Below are 20,940 nucleotides of genomic sequence, written 5' to 3' on the forward strand. Positions count from 1 at the left end.
GGGAGACCGGCCCGGGTCTGTTCAGTGGCTTAGCTGCCGGTCTCGACAACCAGGTCACCGAAGTAGGGGAAGTTCAGCGCGTTCACGATCTCTGCCGCGTTCATGCCGGACTTGGCGCCCCATGCCAGGTTCTGCCAGTGCAGCGGAATGAACGCCGCTTCTTCGTACAGGATGCCTTCCAGCTTCTGCAGCAGCTCCGCGCGCTTGTCCGGATCGGTTTCCGCGTTGGCCTGGTTCATCAGCTTGTCGGCTTCTTCGTTGCAGTAGTTGCCGGAGTTGTACTGGCCGTTGCCGGTTGCTTCATCCGGGCAGGCGGTCAGGAACTGATGGAAGTTGGCGGAGTCTTCGGTGTCCGCGTGCCAGCCGATCATCATCATGTCCGCTGCGCGCTCGTCGAACGCCGGCCAGTACTGCGCCTTGGGCATGGTCTGCAGGTCAACCTTGATGTTGATCTTGGACAGCATCGAAGCCACCGCCTGGGCGATCTTGTCGTCGTTCACATAGCGGTTGTTGGGCGCCATCATGGTGATCGAGAAACCATCGGCATAGCCTGCTTCAGCCATCAGCGCCTTGGCTTTTTCCACGTCGAAACGCGGTGCCAGCGCCTCGTCATAGCCGAGGTAGCCTGCCGGGCTGGCCTGTGCGCCAACGGTGCCGAAGCCGCGCATGATGCGGTCAACGATGCCTGCGTTGTTGACCGCATAGTCGATCGCCTGACGGACGCGCGCGTCCTTGAACGCTTCGACGCGGTTCTGGTTCATCTGGAAGGTGATGATCCGGGTGCCGGGCATGGTGATCAGGTCAACGCCCTCAGCCTCTTCCACGCGCTTCAGATCGGTCGGCGGAACCGGCGCGATGAAGTCCACGTCGCCGGACAGCAGCGCCGCGACGCGGGTCGGGTCTTCCTTGATCGGGGTCAGCACGATCTTGTCGACGTTGCCGCCGCTTTCGCTGTCCCAGTAATCGGCATAGCGGTCGAACACGACGCGCACGCCCTGCTCACGTTCGGAGACAATGAAGGGGCCGGTGCCGGAGACATTGCGGGAGGCAAAGCTGTCGCCGTGCTTGACCACTTCGGCCTTGTCCTTGCCGTCAGCAGTGGTGCCGGAATAGAAGGCGCTGTCCATCGGGAAGATGTAGGTCGCGGTGTGCAGGACCAGCGGATAGGGCTCCGAGGTCTTGAGGTCGAAGGTCATGTCATCCACGACTTCGACATCGGTGAAGGGTGCGAAGATGCCCTTGAAATCGTCACTCTGCTTGAGCCGGTCGAAGGTCCAGTCAACGTCCTTGGCGGTCAGCGGGTTGCCGCTGTGGAAGGTCACGCCGCTGCGCAGTTTGAAACGCATGGTGGTGCCGTCGATCTGCTCCCAGCTTTCGGCCAGGCGCGGCTCGAACTGCAGGTCCTGGGTCCAGCGCACCAGCGGATCAAAGACCATGTGCGACAGCTGCAGCGTGCCGCCGGACAGCTGCTCGTGCGGGTCCAGCGAGACCGGGTCAGCGTCATAGGCAACGCGCACGGTGGTTTCGGCATAGGCAACCGGTGCCATCGCCACCACCGCAGCAGCTGCCAGGCTTCTGACAAATTTCGTCATTAGGCATACTCCCCTGTGATTATGGCGCAAACGCTAACCTGCGGCGCGGGCGCTGTGAAATGCCGATATCGCATAGGGTATGCAGGAGTCACATCAGGGCTATGCGCTCAGGGAATAGCCGCACCTTTGCAACGGCTTACCTGCGGCGCGCCAGCCGGCGGACAACGCAGCTTCCGCGGCGCGCCCCCGTTGGCACAAGTCTTTGACGCGGGCAAAACCGCCGCAGGCCGGGGTACGGCAGGCCATCACCAGACCTGCCGTTCTGAGCATCAAGGTTAGCCGCAGCCTGCCGGGAACGCGGCGCAAAGCGCGGCCGCCTTGGTCTTGCAGCGCCCCACGGCGGCCTGTGCATCCCCGGCCGCTTCCGCGTCCACCAGGTCCGCGATCATGTGCCCCAGCGCCTCGAACTCGGCTTCCTTCATGCCGCGCGTGGTGGCAGCCCCGGAGCCCAGCCGCAGGCCGACCCATTCCGGCGGCCGCGGGCTGTCGTTCGGGATGGCGTTCTTATTGGCGGTGATGCCGGCCTGTTCCAGAACCGCTTCCGCCCGCTTGCCGGTGATCCCCTTGGGGCTGAGGTCCACCAGCACCAGATGGGTATCGGTCCCGCCAGAGACGATCCGCAGCCCGCGCGTTTGCAGCACCGCCGCCAGCGTGGCTGCGTTCGCCTTCAACTGCCGTGCGTAGGCTTTGAACTCATCCGTCAGTGCCTCGCCCAGGCACACCGCCTTGGCCGCCAGTACCTGGCTGTGGATCGAGCCCTGGACGCCCGGAAACACCGCAGATTGCAGCTTGTGGAACCAATCCTGGTTGTTGGTCAGGATCAGCCCGCCGCGCGGGCCGCGCAGGGTCTTGGTCGTGGTGCAGGTCACGATGTCTGCATGGGGAAAGGGCGACGGGTGCCCGCCCGCGGCCACCAGCCCCGCGATATGCGCCATATCGACGTGTAGCCAGGCACCGGCCTTCTTGGCGATTGCCCCCATGCGCTCGAAATCAATCACCCGCGGATAGGCCGAACCGCCGGCGATGATCAGCCGCGGGCGGAGCTGTTCGGCCTGTTTCTCAAGCGCGTCATAGTCGATGACCTCGCTCTCCGCATCGACGCCATAGTGATGCGGCTCGAACCAGCGTCCCGACAGGTTCGCCTTCAGCCCGTGGCTCAGATGGCCGCCGGCCGCCAGGTCCAGCGACAGCACCTTGTCACCGGGTTTGAGCAGCAGGAAGAACACCGCCAGGTTGGCCTGGCTGCCGGAATGCGGCTGCACATTGGCGTAACCGCAGCCGAACAGCCGTTTGGCGCGCTCGATGGCGGCCTCTTCCACCACATCGACAAAACGCCCGCCGCCGTGAAAGCGGTTGCCGGGGTAGCCTTCCAGCGTCTTGTTTGTCATTTCGTGGCCCAACGCGTCCAGCACTGCCCGGCTGACGATGTTCTCCGACGCGATCAGCTCGATCTGGTCCTGCTGGCGCTCTTTCTCACCAGCCAGCGCTTCGGCCACCAGCGGGTCCGCCGCGGTGACGGTTCGGGTGAAATGCTGCAGCATCGTGGCTCCTCCGCATCTGCTGTTCAACTGGCTTCACAATGCGGGGCCGGCCCTGTTCACAGCAAATCAGTATTGCTATTATTTTCGCGTAGAAAAACTAAGGCTCAAACGCATGGCCATTGCCCCACTCCGCCCCAAGGGCCCGCATCTGAACGCGCTGCGCGCGTTTGAGGCCGCCGCCCGGCTGGGCAGCTTCACCGCCGCCGCTGAGGAATTGTCGGTGACACCGGGCGCAGTCACCCAGCACATCAAGTCTTTGGAGGAATGGGCCGGGGCGCCGCTGTTCCGCCGTCATGCCCGCGGCGTGGCGCTGACACCGCTGGCGGAGGAGCTGGCGCCCGGCTTCACGCGGGCGTTCGACCAGCTCGGGCTGGCGGTGCAGGCGCTGCGGACCAAAGCAGCGCCGGGCAAGGTCAAGGTTGCCGCCCTCCCCTCCATCGCCCAGCTCTGGCTGCCGCCGCGGCTGCGGCAGCTGCGCAAGTCAGCGCCTGAAATCTCGGTTTCTGTGGTGGCGATGGAAGCCCCGCCGAACCTGGCGCGCGAACCTTTTGATCTGACCCTGTTCTACAGCTCAGCCCCGTTGGGCGATGACGAAATCGAAGTCTGCAATGACCGGATCTTTCCGGTCTGCGCGCCGGAGATTGCCGCACGGCTCACGTCGCTTTCGGACTTGAACCATGAGACACTTCTGCATGACGGCGCCTGGGCCAACGACTGGGATATGTGGCTGAACGCCCAGCCCGGCGGCGGCTCAATCAGCCGGACCGGTGTTGTGCATTCCCTGTTCTCGGTCGCCCTCGAAGAAGCCCGCCACGGCGGCGGCGTTCTGATCGCCCACGAGGCGCTGGTGCAGCCGCTGCTTGCCAGTGGCGAACTGGCGCGCCCGTTCCCTGCAACCCTTGAACTGGAGGCTAGGATCGCCGCCCGGTTCACACCGGCGTTCACCCGCTCGCCAGCGTATGAACCGCTGCGCGAGGTCCTGTTCGAAGGCTCCGGCGGCTCCTGAATGCCTCTTTCTGCGATTCCGGCCTGTTCCCGTTCAGGAACCAGTGAAAATACGGCTCAATCGGAAAACGCCCAAGCTGCCGTGGCGCGGTCCGGACCGCCGCCTCCAGACGCCAGCGATCATCACCGCTGCCGCCACCAGCGCAGCGGCGAAGATAGCCAGCGCAGGCAAAAGCCCCAGCATGTCCGCCAAGGCTCCGCTGGCGATGACCGGCAGCGAGAACCCGCAATAGGCGTAGACGAAAAGGCCCGCCGTGGCGCGGGCGCGGTCCTCCGGCGCGCGCGCCGGCACCTCTGCCAGGGACGCCAGATAGGTGAAGCCATAGCTTGCCGCGCTGGTGATGCAGGTTCCGGCGAGCACAAGGATAAGCGCCTGAAGCCACACACCCGCCAGCAGCACCAGGAACCCAAGCGGCACCAGGACGAATCCGGCGCCAAGCGCCTGGCTGTTGGTCATGCGCCGGGCAATGGGCTGGCACAGGAAGCCCGCGAAGATCGCCAGGAAGATCACCAGCCCGGTCCAGCCTCCCAGCCCATGCGCCGCCAGTTGCAGCGGCACGACTGCAATGGTCATGCCGGTCGCAGACCACGCCAGCGCCATCGCGGCCCCATAGACCCAGGTGCCGGACGGAAACACCGGCAAGCGCAGCACAGTGACCGCTTGCTTCCGGTCCGCTTGCGGCAGCGCGAAAATCAGCGCGGCCAGGACCGGCGCGGCGGCCAGCAGGAGAACATAGCTGACCGGGGCTAGCACCGCCCCTTGAACCGCCAGGCTGACACCGGTGGCAAGCGCGCCGCCGCCAAAGCCCAGTGACGTGGCCGAGGTTACTATCAGAGCCGCAGTCCGGGCCCGGTCTGTGCCAAGGATCTCTGTCATCCAGGCGGTCCCGGCGGTCGTCGCCAGGGCGGTCCCTGCGCCCAGCAGGAATCGTGCCGCAATCAGGCTGCTCCAGCCCGGGGCCACGACCAGCAGCGCGGTGGCCGTAAATCCGAAAAGCAGCGCCAGCGCCACGGGACCACGGCGCCCGATCCGGTCCGACAGCCCGCCGAGCAGCAGCAAGGCCGGCATCAGCCCTGCAACGTAAGCCGCGAACGCAACCGTCACCGCCGTCGCTCCGAACGCACTGCCGGCCGCGTAGACCTCATACAGCGGGGCCTGAAGATTGACGGCAAAGGTCACCGTGAACAGGCACAGGGCCAGTAAGGGCGCGGAGAGGACACGGGGCATGGAACAAACCTCAAGGTTGACTTGAGACCGGGATGCCACGAGGCTCAACCCATGACAATTTTTCTATTGTACTAATGACAGCGATCCGATGAGCAAATCCAGATACACGCAGCTTGCCGACCTGCTTTCCAAAGCTATCCGGGAAGGCAAACTGGCGCCCGGTTCCAGGCTGCCGACGCACCGGGCCTTTGCCGAGGCATCCGGTGTCGCCCTGGCCACCGCGACGCGCGTCTACAAGGAGCTTGAGCACAGGGGGCTGGTCACCGGCGAGGCGGGACGCGGGACATTTGTGCGGGACCCCGGCCTGCCAATGACGCTTGGCGTTCACCAGACCGCGGCCGAAGGCGTCACAGACCTCGTGTTCAACATGCCGGGGGAGGCTGCCGACGCCGCCATGCTGCGCACCGGGCTGCGGCGTCTGGCAGCGGCGGGTGATCTGGAAGCGATGCTGCGCTACCAGCCCCACGGCGGACGGATGCATGAGCGGCGTATCATTGCCGGACATCTCTCCCCGCTTCACGGCCCAATCAGCCCGGAACAGCTGCTGGTCACGTCAGGCAGCCAGCACGGCCTGGCCGCCGTCTGCCTGGGGCTGTTCGGGCACGGCGATGCCATTGCCGCCGATGCCCTCACCTACCCCGGTTTCAAATCCGCCGCAGCCCTTCGCAGCCTTGAGCTGGTGCCGGTCGGCGCGCCGCAGGGTGTCATGGACCCGGAGGACCTGGACCGGCAATGCGGCCTGCGCAAAATCCGCGCAGTCTATCTGATGCCGACGGTCCAAAGCCCGCTTGGGGCGGTCATGGATGAGCCAACCCGCCACCGCCTGCTCGCCGTTGCCCAGCGCCATGATCTCCTCATCATCGAAGATGCCGCCTATGCGTTTCTGGAGCCTGACCCGCCACCAAGCTTTCTGGCGCTTGCACCGGACAGGACCGTGTACATCGGCGGGTTTTCCAAGAACCTCGCGACGGGGCTGCGGCTGGGGTATGTGATCGCGCCGCCTGCGCATACCGCACCGCTGCTGGAGGTGATACGCGCCACGACCTGGAACGCCCCGGCGCTGATTTCCGCACTGGTGACCGGCTGGATCGAAGATGGCACGCTGAAGCAGTCCGAAGAAAGCCGCAGGCGCGACGGGGCAGAGCGCCAAGCCATTTGCCGGCGCGTCTTCGCAGACCTGCCCCTTGTCTCGCACCGCAACGCGGGCTTTGCCTGGCTGCCGCTTGAAAAGGGCGTGCGCGCCCAGCCCATCGTGACGCGGCTGAAGGAGCAGGAAATCTCCGTCTCCGGCGCCGAACCGTTTGCAACCGCCGCAGCGGCTCCCCAGGCCCTGCGGCTGGCCTTCGGCGGTGTGTCCAAGTCTGACCTGGAAGCCATCCTGCAGACAGTACAGGAGGCGGTGCGCCCCCAAGCCCCGGCTGGCTGACGGCCGCCGCCTGCCATCTTGGCCAAGGTGCTTTACGTTAAGCACGCGCCGGTCCTGCGGACCTCTCCAATCCGAAAACCTTGCTTTGAATGGCCCGCAATGGCAGCATAAAAAACGGAACGCGCGTGGACAGCGAAACCGGATTCGCACGTCACAGGGACGGCCGCGCCTCTTCCTTGTTTCAGGTTAACGATAGCGGGCGCAGCCCCGGCGGCGCCGGGAGTGCATGGTTATGACCCCGTTTTCACGTGTCTACTACTTCGGCGACAGTCTGACTGACGAAGGCAATGCAGTGGACCTTCTGGCCTCGGTGATCGAGCCGGTCATCCTGGCCGGTCTGATCCTTGATTTTGGCGGTTTCCCGTCGCCGGAGGAGCTGGACGCCCTGCGCGCCCAGGCCAAGATCGAGGCCAGGCAGACTGTGATCGGCAGCTATGACGAAATCGGCCCCGAGGGCGCCGTGACCAATGCGCTGACCCATGCCAGCTATGCCGCCGCTCTGGGCGGGTTTGAGGCTGTGAATTACGCCTTCGCAACGGCCACGGCATTGGGTGACGGTTTCCTTGCAGACATGATAGACCTCGAAGCCCAGATATCGGATTTCGCGGAAGATGCCTCCGGTGGCGTGCCGGCGGATTCGGCTGCGTTCCTGCTGATCGGGGGAAATGATTTCATCAGCCTGCTGGGCACGGTCCAGGATCAGCAGATCACCACCCCGGCCGAATTCCTGGCCTTGGCGACGCCGGTGATGGAAGGCCTGATCGCACAGATAACCGCCGCGGCAAACACCCTCAGCGCCACGGGAGTCGGGACAGTGTTCCTGGCAACCCAGCCGCGGGCAGGTTTTTACCCGGAATTCGACACGCTCTCCCCTCTGTACACCGGCTTTGCCGATCTCCTCATCGACACATACAACGGCATGATTGCCGCCAGTATTTCCGATCTGCGCGATGCAGGGACCGACGCCCGGGCGGTTGACTTCTTTGCGGTCTCGGAGGCCCTTACCGAGGACCCGGCAGGCTTCGGGATTCTTGCGGAGCGGACGGATTTCCTGATCGACGGCAGCGCCTTTGACAGCGATCAGGTTCTGGCGTGGGACGGGATCCACCCGGCTGAGACCGCGCATCAGCTCTGGGGCGCCTACAGCGAATTTGTCATGGGCGGCGGCAGGACCGCGCTGCTGGACGGCGGCGCAACAGACAAGGGGTGGGGAGCTAAGGCTAACGCAATCTTTGCGCTCGGCGGTGACGACACCATCAAGGCCGGCGGCGGCAGCGATGCCGTGATCGGCGGCACCGGAAACGATGTCATCCAGGGCAACAGGGGCAGCGACGTTCTTCTTGGCGGCAGCGGCGACGACACCGTGAAAGGCAACCGCGACGACGACATCATCAGCGGCGGAGACGGCAATGACGAGCTGCGCGGCGGTGCGGGCGATGATGTGATCGCGGACGGCAGGGGCACCGATCTGGTCTTTGGCGGCAGGGGCGACGACACCTTCATTTTCACCGAAGCCGCACTGGCCGGCGGCGGCCCTTCGGCCGGCACTTTCCGGGGCGGATCGGGGTCGGACACGCTCTACCTTGTGCTGGAGGAAGCAAACTATGCGGCCTTCGCGTCCGGTGATACGGACGGTGTCCTGGCCAGCCTCGGCATCGCCGTTTTCGGTGTCGAGTTTATCCGCGCCATTGACGGCCGCGGCAGCATTGCTGCGGAGCTTGGCGGTTTTGACTGGTTCGCGGCGGCCGATAGCTGGGGAGCGGTCTCAGCCCCGCTGCCGGATGACGCGCTGCTGGTTTGACTGCGCATCCGGGGCGGGCTGTCAAGCGGGCGGCGCGGCGTTCGGGCTGTTCCGCTTACCCGAAACAACGGCCAGGCGGTCAAACGTTCAATCGCTGCCCGGATTGCTGTTCAGCGCCTAGATCAGACGCGACAGTTCTTTGTCTTCGGCGAACTGCGCCTTAGGAATGTCGGCAAACTGGTTTTGCCCGCCGCTGCGCTTGAGGTACACCACCAGTTCCTGCGCCACCTGAAACGCGACGGCCGATCCGTGATCCCGGCGAAGGATTTCCAGAGCCAGGTCAAAGCCCGACGAGGTAAAAACCGGAGTCTCAATGCGGTAGAGCTCACCCTGCTTTGCCACTGGCCGAACGGAGGCGCGAGCGGAAATGCTGGACAGACGAAAAAAGAAAGGGTCTGCTTCAAATGGCAGAACATTTTCATCGGGCAGGTGAGGAAGTGGCGGACCGAGGAGGATTCGAACCCCCGACCCCTTGATTCGTAGTCAAGTACTCTATCCAGCTGAGCTATCGGTCCACTGCGGCGGGGTTTAATCCTAGCACCGGGGAGTCGCAACCCCCAAAACAAAAATAGTTTCATCCGCCTGTCATATTTCCGCCCGCCCCCGGCAGCACGTCAGATCGTGCCGTCGCCCTTGGGCAGGCAGATCTCAAAGACCGTGCCATCGGGGCCGGTTTCCTTGAGCACCACAGTGCCGCCGTGGCCGCGGGTCAGCTCGCCGGCGATGGCCAGCCCCAGCCCGGTGCCGCCCTTGCGGGTGCCGCCCTGGAACGGCGTGAACAGGTTGTCCTGCGCCTTTTTCGGCAGGCCGGGGCCGGTATCCGCGACCGTGATGTACCAGGCACCTTCGGTCTCGCGGGCGGCCACCGATATCGTGCCCGCCTGCCCGGTTGCGGCAATCGCCTGCCGGGCGTTGCGCACCAGGTTCATGATGATGCGGAACAGCTGCTCCGGATCCGCGCGCAGCATCATCGGGGCGGGCACGGTGTTGATGATCTCGACCTTGGCGCTGTCGGCCGCCAACAGCTCGCTTTCGGCGATGTCCCCCACGATTTCATGCAGGCAAACGACCGCAAAGGTGGGCGACGGCTCCTCCGCGCGGCCAAAGGCCAGCGTGCCCTCGCACAGCGACACTGCGCGGGTGATCGAATTCACCAGCTTCGGCGCCAGGCGGCGCACCAGCGGGTCTTCGCTGCGCTCGATCCGGTCGGTGAACAGCTGCGCCGAGGTCAGGATATTGCGCAGATCATGGCTCACCTTGGCCACCGCGCCGCCCAGCTGCGCCAGCCGCTCCCGCTGCTTCAGCGCGTGGGTCAGCTCGGTCTGCAGCTGCATCAGCGCCTCCTCCGCCTCGCGCAGCTCCACCACGCCGGAGCTGGGATGGATGATGCCGCGCACATCTTCAGGCGCTGCCGCATAGCGCTGCATATAGCCCACCACACTCTTGATCGGCTTCACCAGCACGATCCGCACCGCAACAAACAGCAGCAGCGCGGTAAAAATGGAGATCACCGCCGACAGAATCAGGATCCGCACCCCGTAATCCAGCATCGCCTGGCGCAAGGGCGCGGTTTCCATGGTGACCTCGATCAGCAGGCCCGCGTCGCGCACCGGCGCGCCGATCACCCGGATAATCTCATTCTCCGGCCGGGCCAGCCGCAGCACCGCGTCCTTGATCAGCGTCAGCGCGCCCGCCATGCGCAGGTCATAAGTGCCGGTGATCTGCTGCGGGATCGGCGAAGCCAGCATCAGCTGGCGGATCTCGTCCCGGCGCAGCACCACGTTGTAGACGCCGGCGTTCTCCAAGAGTTCCGCTTCCAGTTCGGTCTCCAGCATGTCGTCTGCCAACAGCGCAAGCGAGGCGATCTGCGCCCGCTCCAGCCGGTCCGACAGGTAATCCAGGCGGAACCGGGCGATCGACGGGACAAAGATCAGCACCTCGGCCAGCATCACGAAGACCGTGGTCAGGACCAGAAATCTGCCCGAAAGCGTGTTGAGCATCCCGCCGCCCTTACCTCATGGAATCCAGCGCTGAACCAGGCGCACCGCGCGTTTCACCAAATTGCTTTCAAAAAGCCGCGGTGAAAAATACGCACCCGCCGCCCGTTTATTGATCTCGCCAAAGGAGGGATAAGGCGCGACCATTGCTGCAATTTGGCTCATTTTCAGGCGGTTGGCCAGTGCCAGGGACCACAGGCTGATCAGCTCCCCGGCCTGATGACCGGCGATGGTGGCACCAACCGGGCGCCCGCCGAAGACCATCACCTTGATAAAGCCCTTGGTCTTGCGTTCGGCGATGGCGCGGTCGTTGTGCTCATAGTCGAAACGCACCACCTCCAGCTTCACACCATAGCGGTCGCGCGCCTGGGTTTCGGTCAGCCCGACCTGTGCCAGTTCCGGGTCGGTATAGGTGGCCCAAGGGATATGGCTGGTCTTCACTTTCGACGGCAGCCCGAACAGCGCCGAGCGGATGATGACGCTGGCGTGGTAGCCCGCCACATGGGTGAACTGCATTCCGCCGGCCACGTCGCCGATGGCATAGACCTTTTTGTTGGTGGTCAGCAGGCTCTCGTCCACCTTGATGCCGTTGCCCCGGGTCTCGATCCCGGCGGCCTCCAGGTTCAGCCGCTCGGTGTTGGCCTTGCGCCCCACCGCCATCAGCAGATGTGTGCCCTTGAAGCGGCTGCCGTCCCTGGTCTCGACCTCGATCGCACCCGCCTGGCCGCCGATGCGGGAGACCATGGCGCCTTCGGCAATCTCCACCCCCTCGGCGCGCAAGCTGTCCAGCACCAGCGCGGCAGCTTCCGGGTCATCCTTGCCCAGCGCCTTGAACCCTTCGATCACCGTGACCTTGCAGCCCAGCCGCACATGCGCCTGCGCCATTTCCATGCCGATCGGCCCGCCGCCGATGATCAGCAGATGCTCCGGCTTTTCGCGCAGATCGAACAGCGTCTCATTGGTCTCATAAGGCACCTTGTCCAGCCCGGGAATGGGCGGCACCAGAGGCGAGGACCCTGTGGCGATCACGATCCGCCGCGCCGTGATGCGATACGGCCCGGCCTCCACCTCCGAGGGAGAGACGAAATGGCCGAATTCGCGGATCACCCGCACACCCAGGCCCTCGAACCGCTCCTGGCTGTCCACCGGCGCGATGGTTCCGATGACCTGATGCACATGATCCTTGGCAGCGGCATAGTCCGGCTGCGGGCGCTGATCCGCCACGCCGAAATCCGCGGTATGCGCCTGGCCATAGGCGGCCTTGGCGCTGGCCAGCAGCGCCTTGGAGGGGACACAGCCATAGTTCAGGCAGTCGCCGCCCATCTTGTGGCCTTCCAGCAGCACCACATCGGCGCCCATCTGGCTGGCGCCTGCCGCCACCGACAAGCCCCCCGAGCCAGCGCCGATCACCAGCAGATCGCATTCGATACGGGTCATGTTCAGCTATCCTTGTTTCTGCGGCCGCGCAGGTTGCCGCGGACGGCTTTGACCAGGATCGGCATCGCCGCCAGCACGCACAGCCCCAGGATCGGCCCGATCACATGCGGCTCCCACAGCAGGCTCAGGTCCGGGTCTTCGCCGCGGTCAAAGACGGAACCGACCCCGACCCCGATCCAGGTAAAGACGATGGCGCCGGGGATGATGCCCACCGCGGTGGTCCACAGGAAGTTGCCAAACTTCACACCCACCAGCGCGGGCAGCAGGTTGGCGACAAAAAACGGCACCGCCGGCACCAGCCGCAACAGCAGCAGAACCTCAATCTCGTTCTCCCGCAGCGCCTGTTTCAGCATCTGCACCCGGCCCTCAGCCGCTTCCATCTTGGCGGTCAGCCAGGTCCCCAGCCCCCAGCGCGCCGCCAGAAAGATGCCCGCCGCGCCGATGGTCGCCGCGATCACGTTGAACGCGGTCCCGGTGGCCAGCCCGAACAGGAACCCGCCGGTGACCGAGGCCACCGCCGCACCGGGCAGCGAAAACACCACCATCAGAATGTAGATGCCAATGAACAGTGCGGCGAGCCCCAGGTAGTTCTGATCCCGGAACGCCATCAGCGCCTCGCGGTTGTCGCGCAGCGTGTCGAACGTCAGGTAATCCCTCAGCGTCACCGCCCCGATCAGGGCCACAGCCACCACCGCGATCAGCGGCAGATGGCGGGCCAGGCCGGGCTTGGAACCAGCTTGCGGGTCGGAATTCGGGGTCTCGGTCATATCGCTCATCGGTCCGTGTTTGCTGCAGGGTTTGTTGCTACGTGTTAAATGGCCCCGGTGCGAGGGTAAGCAGCCCCGCTTCACAGGTGCTTGAACACGCCCCCCCGATTCCGTGAGCTTTGTGGCAGAATCACCGGCCCCATGTTACAGCCGCGCTGTCCGGACCGGCCGTTCCGGGGCAGTTTTTGGCAGAAATGTTGCATATTGCCCGGAAAAGGCGGCCTGCGGGGTTTGACTTGGCCGTCATTCCCTCCTAAAGACCGGGCTTCGAGATAGACCCCGGGCGGGCGATTCCGCGCCGTACCCGTAGACATAATGTGGAGACCGGAGCGATGAAACGCACCTATCAGCCTTCGAACCTGGTTCGCAAACGCCGCCACGGCTTCCGTGCGCGCATGGCCACCAAAGCAGGCCGCAAGATCCTGAACGCACGCCGCGCCCGCGGCCGCAAAGAACTGAGCGCATAAGCTCAGTTCACGTTCTGACGGACATGACACCGCCGGAGGCCCCCAAGGACGGCAACGCTGCCCGCGGGGACACGCCTCCGGCGGTGTCCGTTTGCGCATCGGATGCGCCCAAGCTTGAGGTCATGGCCAAGCGCCGTGATTTCCTCGCTTGCGCCCGCCCCCCTGCCCGCAAGCAGGGCACCAAGGGCATGATGGTGCAGGGCCGCAACCGCCAGGATGACGGCGGCATCCGCATGGGCTTCACCTGCTCCAAGAAAGTCGGCAACGCGGTGGCCCGCAACCGCGCCAAGCGCCGCCTGCGCGAGGCCGCGCGGATGATTCTGCCCGCGCACGGCCGCCCCGGCTGGGATTACGTGCTGATCGGCCGCGCGAATGAGACCGCCCAGCGCCCGTTCGAGGAGCTGAAGCAGGATCTGATCTACGCACTGAAGAAGATCCACGGCCAGTAACGCACGCAGGCCCCTCGCCTTGCTGAGCCATTCTTGTCCGGCCGGCAGGCCGGACAGCGCCCTGCCCTTGTTGCCTAACAGCCGCCCTGCCCCTATCTATCCGCAATGACCCCGCTGGCCCATCTCTTCGCCCTGCCCGTGCGTGCCTACCGGCTGCTGTTCAGCCCCTGGGTCGGCTTCAACTGCCGCTACCAGCCCACCTGCTCGGCCTACGCCTTGGAATCGCTGGAAAAACACGGCGCCATCAAGGGCGCCTGGCTCACCATCCGCCGCATCGGCCGCTGCCACCCGTTCGGCGGCGACGGCTATGACCCGGTGCCGGACAGGAAAGACTAAGCTCACTTCTTCCGGTTCAGCCCGCGCGCGATGGTGTCGATGATCATCCACATCAGGATGATGAACGGCAGGAAGGCCATCATCGGATCGCCGGCCGCCTTCCCGGCCTTGGCCGCCTTCAGTAGGGTGCCGACACCCTTGGGCGGCTGGCTGATATAGCTCTCCAGCTCGCGCGAAGCCTTGACCAGAATGCCGTAATCCTTGTCCGGCTTCTTCTGCATCAGCTTCAGCGCACCGGCGAGCCGCCCCAGCACGTTGTTCAGCTCATTCACCACGCTGTCGAGCCAGGTCACGCCGTCCTGCACGTCCAAGGGCAGCTCGCCAAAGAACGGCGCGTTCTGAAGCTTGGTGACCTGCGACTGTTTCTTCATGAAGGCAGTGACCTTCTGCGCCGCGGCCTTTCCCTTGGCGGGCGTCATTGCCCCCTTCTCGAACTGTTTGACCACACCGCGCAGCTCTTTCTCCAGCCCTTTCAGGCCGGTCTCCGCCTCGCCCACGGCCTTGCGGACAATCCGTGCCTCCTTGCTGTCTTCGCTCATCAAATGCCCTCACTGATCAAATCGCTTTACCGCTCCAGCTTAGCGCGCCTTGCCGCCGCCCCCTAGCGCTGCACACCTTTTTTCCTTGGCAAAAGCGCCCGCCTCGGCTAGGGCGCGCGCATGCTTGATGATGATCTGGACGAAATCCATCCGCTGTTTGCCGGCGCGCCTGCGACCACTGAGTTCAAGAAGCTCAGGAAGCGCATCGTGCGCTATGCGCGTGAAGCCATCGACCAATACGGCATGGTGGAGCGCCGCGAAGACGGCAGCACGCCGAAATGGCTGGTCTGCCTGTCGGGCGGCAAGGACAGCTATACCCTGCTGGCGGTTCTGTATGAGCTGAAATGGCGCGGCCTCTTGCCGGTGGATCTCTTGGCCTGCAACCTGGATCAGGGCCAGCCCGGCTTCCCGGCCACGGTGCTTCCGGAATTCCTGGAAAAGATGGGCGTGCCGCACCGGATCGAATATCAGGACACCTACAGCATCGTGGTCGACAAGGTGCCGCAGGGGCGCACATATTGTGCGCTGTGTTCGCGCCTGCGCCGCGGCAACCTCTACCGCATCGCGCGTGAGGAAGGCTGCTCAGCAGTGGTGCTGGGCCACCACCGCGACGACATCCTGGAAACCTTCTTCATGAACCTGTTCCACGGCGGCCGCCTTGCGACAATGCCGCCCAAGCTGGTGAACGAGGAGGGCGACCTGTTCGTGTTCCGCCCGCTGGCCCATGTGGCAGAGGCTGATTGCGAGAAATTCGCCCGCTCCATGAACTACCCGATCATCCCCTGCGATCTCTGCGGCAGCCAGGACGGGCTGCAGCGCCAGCAGGTGAAACAGATTCTCGATCAATGGGAATCAAACTCGCCAGGACGGCGCCAGGTGATGTTCCGGGCGCTGATGAATGCGCGCCCCTCGCACCTTCTGGACCCGAAATTGTTCGATTTCGCCGGCCTGGAGCTGAAGAATTCCGGTGCTGAGCCGGAAAATCCGGGAATTCCCAAGCTGCGTTAACTCCCGGGTTAGAACAGCACCTTAGTCTCAGGCCGGAACGACTGGCTGCAGACGAAGGGTCTGAGAATGACAAATACGGGTTCAGGTCTCCTGGCACGGCTCCGGCAAACCCTTGCCCCCGCACTTTTCGGGCCGCCCGTGCTCGCTTTCCTGCCCGCGCTGACGCTGGCCACCTACTGGCTCGGCGGCGAGGCGGCGCTGCTGTCGGTGGCGCTTGGCCTGCCGGTGCTGATCGCAGCAACCGGCGGTTTCAGCAAGCTGGGCGGCCGCGGCCTCCCCCGCGACAGCATCACCGGCATGCTGCTGCGCGATGGATTCGAAGCCGAGACTGACCGGATTTACGGAGAATGCGCCGAATCCGATTTGCGCTCAGCCGTCTTCATCGTGGAACTGGACGACTATAAAGAACTTGCCGACCGGCACGGCCAGGAAGCCGGCGACCGGATCATGCAGCACTGCGGCGCGCAGATCGCCTCGGCCCTGCGCCAGAACGACACCGTCGCCCGGATCGGCGACAGCCGGTTTGCCGTCTGCCTGGCGCCGACCCTGCAGCTGGACCTGGAACTGTGCATACAGCTGGCGGGCCGGATGCAATCCGCCACGGAAGAGCCGGTGCCGCTGGACGGCACCACGGTCTACATGACCTCCTCCATCGGCTTCTGCCAGCGCAACCGTGCCCCCGGCACGACCAGCACCGAATGGACCGGTGCCGCCATCGCCGCCCTGGCGGAGGCGCAAAGCAACGGCCCCGGCGGCGTCCGCGCGTTTTCGGCGGATATGTCGGGCCGCGGCAAGTCCCGCACCAGCCTGCGCGACGAAGCCGCGGCGGCGCTGGAATCCGGCCAGATCCAGGCATGGTTCCAGCCGCAGATCTGCACCGACACCGGCCGGGTTTCGGGGTTTGAGGCGCTGGCGCGCTGGTCGCACCCGGTACAGGGGCTGATTCCGCCGTCCACCTTCCTGCCCGCGCTGGAGGAGGCCGGGCTGATGGACCGGCTCAGCCAGGTGATGCTCTACAACGCTCTGGTGGCGGTCAAGGCCTGGGACGCGGCCGGTGTGGATGTGCCCTGCGTCGGCGTCAACTTCGCCACCCAGGAGCTGCGCAACCCCGGGCTGGCCGGCCGCATCAAATGGGAGCTGGAGCGGTTTGAACTGCCCGCCGACCGCCTGTGCGTCGAGATCCTGGAAACCGTGATGACCGATCAGCCCGATGACGTGGTCACCCGCAACATCCTCGCCCTCAGCGAACTGGGCTGCCACATCGACCTCGATGACTTCGGCACCGGCCATGCCTCCATCGCCGCAGTGCGCCGGTTCAACATCTCCCGCATCAAGATCGACCGGTCCTTTGTGATGAAGGCGGATCAGGACCCGGAACAGCAGAAGCTGATCTCGGCCATCCTCACCATGGCAGAACGGCTGGATCTGGAAACCCTGGCGGAGGGGGTGGAAACCGCGGGCGAGCACGCGCTGCTGGCGCAGCTGGGCTGCGGCCATGTGCAGGGCTTTGGTATCGGCCGCCCGATGCCGTTCGACCAGACCCTGGACTGGATCACCGCCCACGAGGCCAAATTGCAGGATACCCCCGTGATCGGCCGTCAGACCCCCTGACCCGCTGCATTCCCCGCAGTTTATGCCGCGCCGGGACGCTCTGCCGCCCCGGCGCGGCCTGATTCTGCTTGACCTTTGGGGTCCACCTCTGTTGAACCCCTCCTGTCCTTCCCAATTCGAGGTGGCAGTCCCCAATGGACGATCAGAACAAAAATCTAATTCTCGCAACCGTACTCAGCTTTCTGGTGATCCTCGGGTGGTACACGTTCTTCCCGCCCCCGGAGCCGGAGCAGGCGCCGGAAACCGCGATCAGCGAAACCGCCCCCGCAGGCGATACCGCACTGGCGCCCAGCGCCGCGGCTGAAGCCGTGGACGGCAGCGCCCCGGAACAGGCCGAAGCCCCCCAGGCCGCGCGCCTGGCCATCGACACGCCGCGGGTGACCGGCAGCATCTCGCTGCAGGGCGGCCGGATCGACGATCTGTCGCTGAAGGACTACCGCGAGACGCTGGACGAGAATTCCCCGATCGTCAAACTGCTGAAGCCCGTCGGCGAGCAGCAGGCCTATTACGCGCTCTATGGCTGGGCCCCGGGCGCTGGCCTGTCGCTGGATGAGGTGCCGGGTGCGAACACCGTCTGGAGCGCCGAGGCAGATGCCACCCTGACCCCGGACAGCCCCGTCACCCTGACCTGGGACAACGGCAAGGGCCTGACCTTCAGCCGCACCATCTCGGTCGACGAGGATTACATGTTCTCGGTCACCCAGTCGGTTGCCAACGCCTCCGGCGGCACCGTCTCCCTGGCGCCCTACGGCACCCTGGCCCGCCACGGCCAGCCCGCCGACCTCAAGAACTTCTTCATCCTCCACGAGGGCCTGGTCGGCATGTCCGACGGCGAGCTGGCGGAGATCGACTATGACGACATGGCCGATTTCGAGCCCGACGCCCGCGACGGCTCCAAATCCGAAATCCGCCAGGTCGCAGAGAACGGCTGGATCGGCTTTACCGACCACTACTGGATGTCGACCCTGATCCCCGAGCCGGGCCAGCCCTTCCGCTCGATCGCCAAGTTCGACGAGCGCCGCGACATCTACCAGACCGACATCGTGCTGCCGACCCTGACCGTGGCCGACGGCCAGTCGTCTGAGGTCACCACCCAGCTGTTTGCCGGCGCCAAGGAATGGGACGCCATCCGCGGCTACGAAAAGGCGGGCATTCAGGGCTTCCTCGACAGCATCGACTGGGGCTGGTTCTTCTTCCTGACCAAACCGATGTTTGCGGTGCTGCACTGGCTGAACGTGATGATCGGCAACATGGGCTGGGCGATCATCGGCCTCACCGTGATCATCAAGATTCTGGTCTTCCCGCTGGCCTTCAAATCCTACGCCTCGATGGCGAAGATGAAGGAACTGCAGCCGGAAATGGAGAAGCTCAAGGAGCGCGCCGGCGACGACCGCCAGAAGATGCAGAAGGAGATGATGGAGCTCTACAAGCGGGAGAAGGTGAACCCCGCCGCGGGCTGCCTGCCGATCCTGATCCAGATCCCGATCTTCTTCTCGCTCTACAAGGTGATCTTCGTCACGCTGGAACTGCGCCACGCGCCTTTCTTCGGCCCCTTCCAGGACCTCAGCGCGCCGGATCCGACCTCGATCATGAACCTGTTCGGCCTGCTGCCCTTTGCGGCCCCGGCCCCGGAAAGCATCCTGGCGCTGATCTTCATCGGCATCCTGCCGATCCTGCTGGGTGTCTCGATGTGGCTGCAGCAAAAGCTGAACCCGGCGCCCACCGACCCGACCCAGCAGATGATCTTTGCCTGGATGCCCTGGGTGTTCATGTTCATGCTCGGCGGCTTCGCCTCCGGCCTGGTGGTCTACTGGATCGCCAACAACACGATCACCTTCACCCAGCAGTATCTGATCATGCGCAGCCACGGCTATAAGCCGGACGTGTTCGGCAACATCAAATCAAGCTTCAAGAAGAAGCCGAAGGCTGAGAACGAATGACCTTCGAGGTCACAGATATCTGGCGCCACCCGCTCAAATCCCACGGGCGGGAGGCACTGGAGAACGTTACCGTGAGCGCCGGGCAGACCATGCCCGGCGACCGCGTTTGGGCGGTTGCGCATGAGGCGTCCAAGGCAGATGGCTCCGAATGGGTGCCGTGCCAGAACTTCACCCGCGGCGCCAAGGCGCCGGGCCTGATGGCCATCAACGCCCGGCTGGACGATGCAACCGGCCAGCTGACGCTGAGCCACCCGGACCGCCCCGATCTGACGTTCGATCCGGAGAACCCTGACGACCTGCCACGCTTCCTGGACTGGGAAAAACCGCTGCTGCCCGCGAACCGGGCCGGCTCCTCCCATATCGTCCGGGTGCCGGGCCGCGGCCTGACCGACAGCGATTTCCCTTCGATCACCCTGTGCAACCGGGCCTCCCACCGCGCGGTGGAGCAGGCCATCGGCCACGAGCTGTCGCCGCTGCGCTGGCGCGGCAACATCTGGTTCGATCTGGGTGAGGCCTGGGCCGAAAACGAATGGCTGGGCCGCGAGGTGCAGATCGGAGAGGCTGTCTTTGCCGTCCGCGAGCGCGTGGTGCGCTGCCTGGCGACCACCGCCAACCCCGAAACCGGCGAACGCGACGCCGATACGCTCAAGACCCTCAAGGACAATTGGGGCCACCAGGATTTCTCGGTCTACGCCGAGGTGGTGCACGGCGGAGAAATCCGCCTGGGCGACGCGGTAAAGGTGCTGTGATGCAGATGCAATTTTCCCTGGCCGAGGCGCCAGACGACATTTCCGCCGAAAAGGGCCGCAAGCTGTTTGCGGGCGAGACCGAATTCCTGAAAGGCGTGGTCGCGATGAACGGTCTACCGGATGCCGACCGGGTGGAGGTCTGCTTTGCCGGCCGCTCCAACGTCGGCAAGTCGAGCCTGATCAACGCGCTGACCGGCACCAAGGGCATCGCCCGTGCCTCCAACACGCCGGGCCGCACGCAGGAGATCAACTTCTTCACCCAAGGCCCCGACCTCTATCTGGTCGACCTGCCCGGCTATGGCTATGCCAACGCGCCGCTCAAGGTGGTGGAGCAATGGCAGAAGCTGTTGAAACGCTATCTGTCCGGCCGCCAGAACCTGCGCCGCGCCTTTGTGCTGATCGACAGCCGCCACGGCGTGAAGGCAGTGGATGACGAGATCATGAAGCTCCTGGACAGCTCCGCCGTCACCTTCCAATGCGTGATGACCAAGGCCGACAAGGTCAAGGAGAAGGACCGCGCCAAAGTGCTGGAGCAGGTCAAGGGCGCGCTGGCGAAACACCCTGCTGCCTATCCGGAGATCGTGCTGACCTCCTCCGAGAAAGGCGACGGCATCGCCACCCTGCGCTCCATCATCGCTGGGCTGTAACCGACGTGCTCAGCCGCCTGCCCTCCCTGCTGGTTGTGATAGCCCTGGCCGTGGCCGGGCTGATTCCGACCGGCTGGATGCCGGGCACGGCGCAGGACGGCAAGGTGCTGCTGGTGATCTGTACCGGCCATGGCCTGGTGGAAACCTGGGTCGACCTGGATGACGGCGCGCCCCATGCGCCCGCCGATCAGATGGAGGACCGCAGCTGTCCGTTTGCGGCCCTTGGCGCGGTGGCGCTGCTGCCGGACAGCCTGATCGGCCTGAACCTGGACACACCTCTCCGCGACCGCTGGTCGCGCGAGGCCTTCACCCATCACACCGCCGGCTTCCACTGGCGCTATGACGCCCGCGGCCCGCCCGCACTCTCCTGATTTTCTGAACACACCTGACATTTACGCCG

Annotated in this window: 20 protein-coding genes and 1 tRNA gene; 12 read left to right on the forward strand and 9 right to left on the reverse strand. The window is 64.9% G+C overall.

From position 1 onward, the window contains the following. Positions 1 to 29 precede the first annotated feature (29 nt). Both AC4HIX_RS09570 and AC4HIX_RS09575 read right to left on the reverse strand, forming a co-directional pair. Entirely contained in the window at positions 30 to 1,592 is a 1,563-nt protein-coding gene (locus AC4HIX_RS09570) for an ABC transporter substrate-binding protein (RefSeq protein WP_475049390.1), read from the reverse strand. A gap of 275 nt (positions 1,593 to 1,867) precedes the next feature. Then, positions 1,868 to 3,133 (reverse strand): 2-methylserine hydroxymethyltransferase, encoded by a 1,266-nt coding sequence (locus AC4HIX_RS09575; protein WP_490398825.1) that lies wholly within the window; start codon positions 3,131 to 3,133, stop codon positions 1,868 to 1,870. A gap of 112 nt (positions 3,134 to 3,245) precedes the next feature. Between AC4HIX_RS09575 and AC4HIX_RS09580 the strand changes: the two genes are divergently transcribed. Further along, positions 3,246 to 4,139, forward strand: coding sequence for a LysR substrate-binding domain-containing protein (locus AC4HIX_RS09580; RefSeq protein ID WP_490398826.1), 894 nt, complete (start codon positions 3,246 to 3,248; stop codon positions 4,137 to 4,139). A 33-nt stretch (positions 4,140 to 4,172) separates the two neighbouring features. Here the strand turns inward: AC4HIX_RS09580 and AC4HIX_RS09585 are convergent, their stop codons facing one another. After that, positions 4,173 to 5,366: an MFS transporter gene (locus AC4HIX_RS09585; RefSeq protein ID WP_490398827.1), complete on the reverse strand. Its 1,194-nt coding sequence runs from the start codon at positions 5,364 to 5,366 to the stop codon at positions 4,173 to 4,175. A gap of 88 nt (positions 5,367 to 5,454) precedes the next feature. Here AC4HIX_RS09585 and AC4HIX_RS09590 point away from each other — a divergent pair, with 88 nt between their 5' ends. Together AC4HIX_RS09590 and AC4HIX_RS09595 are read left to right on the forward strand one after the other, a co-directional pair. After that, entirely contained in the window at positions 5,455 to 6,792 is a 1,338-nt protein-coding gene (locus AC4HIX_RS09590) for an aminotransferase-like domain-containing protein (RefSeq protein ID WP_490398828.1), read from the forward strand. A 232-nt stretch (positions 6,793 to 7,024) separates the two neighbouring features. Then, positions 7,025 to 8,593, forward strand: coding sequence for an SGNH/GDSL hydrolase family protein (locus tag AC4HIX_RS09595; RefSeq protein ID WP_490398829.1), 1,569 nt, complete (start codon positions 7,025 to 7,027; stop codon positions 8,591 to 8,593). Positions 8,594 to 8,710: 117 nt separating this feature from the next. Here the strand turns inward: AC4HIX_RS09595 and AC4HIX_RS09600 are convergent, their stop codons facing one another. The 5 genes from AC4HIX_RS09600 to AC4HIX_RS09620 form a co-directional block, all read right to left on the reverse strand. Further along, positions 8,711 to 8,935, reverse strand: coding sequence for a hypothetical protein (locus AC4HIX_RS09600; protein ID WP_490398830.1), 225 nt, complete (start codon positions 8,933 to 8,935; stop codon positions 8,711 to 8,713). A gap of 96 nt (positions 8,936 to 9,031) precedes the next feature. Next, positions 9,032 to 9,108: transfer RNA gene (locus AC4HIX_RS09605), tRNA-Arg, on the reverse strand. Between the two features lie 99 nt (positions 9,109 to 9,207). Then, positions 9,208 to 10,593 carry a sensor histidine kinase gene (locus tag AC4HIX_RS09610; RefSeq protein WP_475049379.1) on the reverse strand — a complete coding sequence of 462 codons (1,386 nt, stop codon included), beginning with the start codon at positions 10,591 to 10,593 and terminating at the stop codon, positions 9,208 to 9,210. Between the two features lie 15 nt (positions 10,594 to 10,608). Then, positions 10,609 to 12,027, reverse strand: a complete 1,419-nt coding sequence (locus AC4HIX_RS09615; RefSeq protein WP_490398831.1) for a dihydrolipoyl dehydrogenase family protein — start codon at positions 12,025 to 12,027, stop codon at positions 10,609 to 10,611. A gap of 2 nt (positions 12,028 to 12,029) precedes the next feature. Then, positions 12,030 to 12,803 carry a TVP38/TMEM64 family protein gene (locus tag AC4HIX_RS09620; protein WP_490398832.1) on the reverse strand — a complete coding sequence of 258 codons (774 nt, stop codon included), beginning with the start codon at positions 12,801 to 12,803 and terminating at the stop codon, positions 12,030 to 12,032. Positions 12,804 to 13,126: 323 nt separating this feature from the next. Between AC4HIX_RS09620 and rpmH the strand changes: the two genes are divergently transcribed. The 3 genes from rpmH to yidD all read left to right on the forward strand — a co-directional run bounded on the left by rpmH (position 13,127) and on the right by yidD (position 14,046). Further along, positions 13,127 to 13,261 (forward strand): 50S ribosomal protein L34, encoded by a 135-nt coding sequence (gene rpmH / locus AC4HIX_RS09625; protein ID WP_008554144.1) that lies wholly within the window; start codon positions 13,127 to 13,129, stop codon positions 13,259 to 13,261. Between the two features lie 23 nt (positions 13,262 to 13,284). Continuing rightward, the gene (rnpA, locus tag AC4HIX_RS09630; protein ID WP_490398833.1) at positions 13,285 to 13,710 is read left to right on the forward strand and encodes a ribonuclease P protein component; all 426 of its coding nucleotides are present in this window, start codon (positions 13,285 to 13,287) and stop codon (positions 13,708 to 13,710) included. Positions 13,711 to 13,815: 105 nt separating this feature from the next. Then, a complete protein-coding gene (yidD, locus tag AC4HIX_RS09635; RefSeq protein WP_490398834.1) occupies positions 13,816 to 14,046 on the forward strand; it encodes a membrane protein insertion efficiency factor YidD in 231 nt (76 codons plus the stop codon). A 2-nt stretch (positions 14,047 to 14,048) separates the two neighbouring features. On the opposite strand, the gene AC4HIX_RS09640 is transcribed toward yidD, so the two are convergent. Beyond that, a complete protein-coding gene (locus tag AC4HIX_RS09640) occupies positions 14,049 to 14,585 on the reverse strand; it encodes a hypothetical protein (RefSeq protein WP_490398835.1) in 537 nt (178 codons plus the stop codon). Positions 14,586 to 14,705: 120 nt separating this feature from the next. Here AC4HIX_RS09640 and ttcA point away from each other — a divergent pair, with 120 nt between their 5' ends. The 6 genes from ttcA to AC4HIX_RS09670 all read left to right on the forward strand — a co-directional run bounded on the left by ttcA (position 14,706) and on the right by AC4HIX_RS09670 (position 20,911). Then, entirely contained in the window at positions 14,706 to 15,593 is an 888-nt protein-coding gene (gene ttcA / locus AC4HIX_RS09645) for a tRNA 2-thiocytidine(32) synthetase TtcA (protein ID WP_490398836.1), read from the forward strand. A 66-nt stretch (positions 15,594 to 15,659) separates the two neighbouring features. Further along, positions 15,660 to 17,204: a putative bifunctional diguanylate cyclase/phosphodiesterase gene (locus tag AC4HIX_RS09650; RefSeq protein ID WP_490398837.1), complete on the forward strand. Its 1,545-nt coding sequence runs from the start codon at positions 15,660 to 15,662 to the stop codon at positions 17,202 to 17,204. Positions 17,205 to 17,338: 134 nt separating this feature from the next. After that, positions 17,339 to 19,144 carry a membrane protein insertase YidC gene (gene yidC / locus AC4HIX_RS09655; RefSeq protein ID WP_490398838.1) on the forward strand — a complete coding sequence of 602 codons (1,806 nt, stop codon included), beginning with the start codon at positions 17,339 to 17,341 and terminating at the stop codon, positions 19,142 to 19,144. Further along, positions 19,141 to 19,893 carry an MOSC domain-containing protein gene (locus tag AC4HIX_RS09660; protein WP_490398839.1) on the forward strand — a complete coding sequence of 251 codons (753 nt, stop codon included), beginning with the start codon at positions 19,141 to 19,143 and terminating at the stop codon, positions 19,891 to 19,893. The genes yidC and AC4HIX_RS09660 overlap by 4 nt, the downstream gene beginning before the upstream one ends. Next, positions 19,893 to 20,540: a ribosome biogenesis GTP-binding protein YihA/YsxC gene (gene yihA / locus AC4HIX_RS09665; RefSeq protein WP_039151083.1), complete on the forward strand. Its 648-nt coding sequence runs from the start codon at positions 19,893 to 19,895 to the stop codon at positions 20,538 to 20,540. The genes AC4HIX_RS09660 and yihA overlap by 1 nt, the downstream gene beginning before the upstream one ends. Positions 20,541 to 20,545: 5 nt before the next feature. Further along, on the forward strand, positions 20,546 to 20,911 hold the full coding sequence (locus tag AC4HIX_RS09670) for a DUF2946 family protein (RefSeq protein WP_490398840.1): 366 nt from the start codon (positions 20,546 to 20,548) through the stop codon (positions 20,909 to 20,911). The last annotated feature ends 29 nt before the right edge of the window (positions 20,912 to 20,940 follow it).

This window comes from Leisingera sp. (assembly GCF_982940295.1).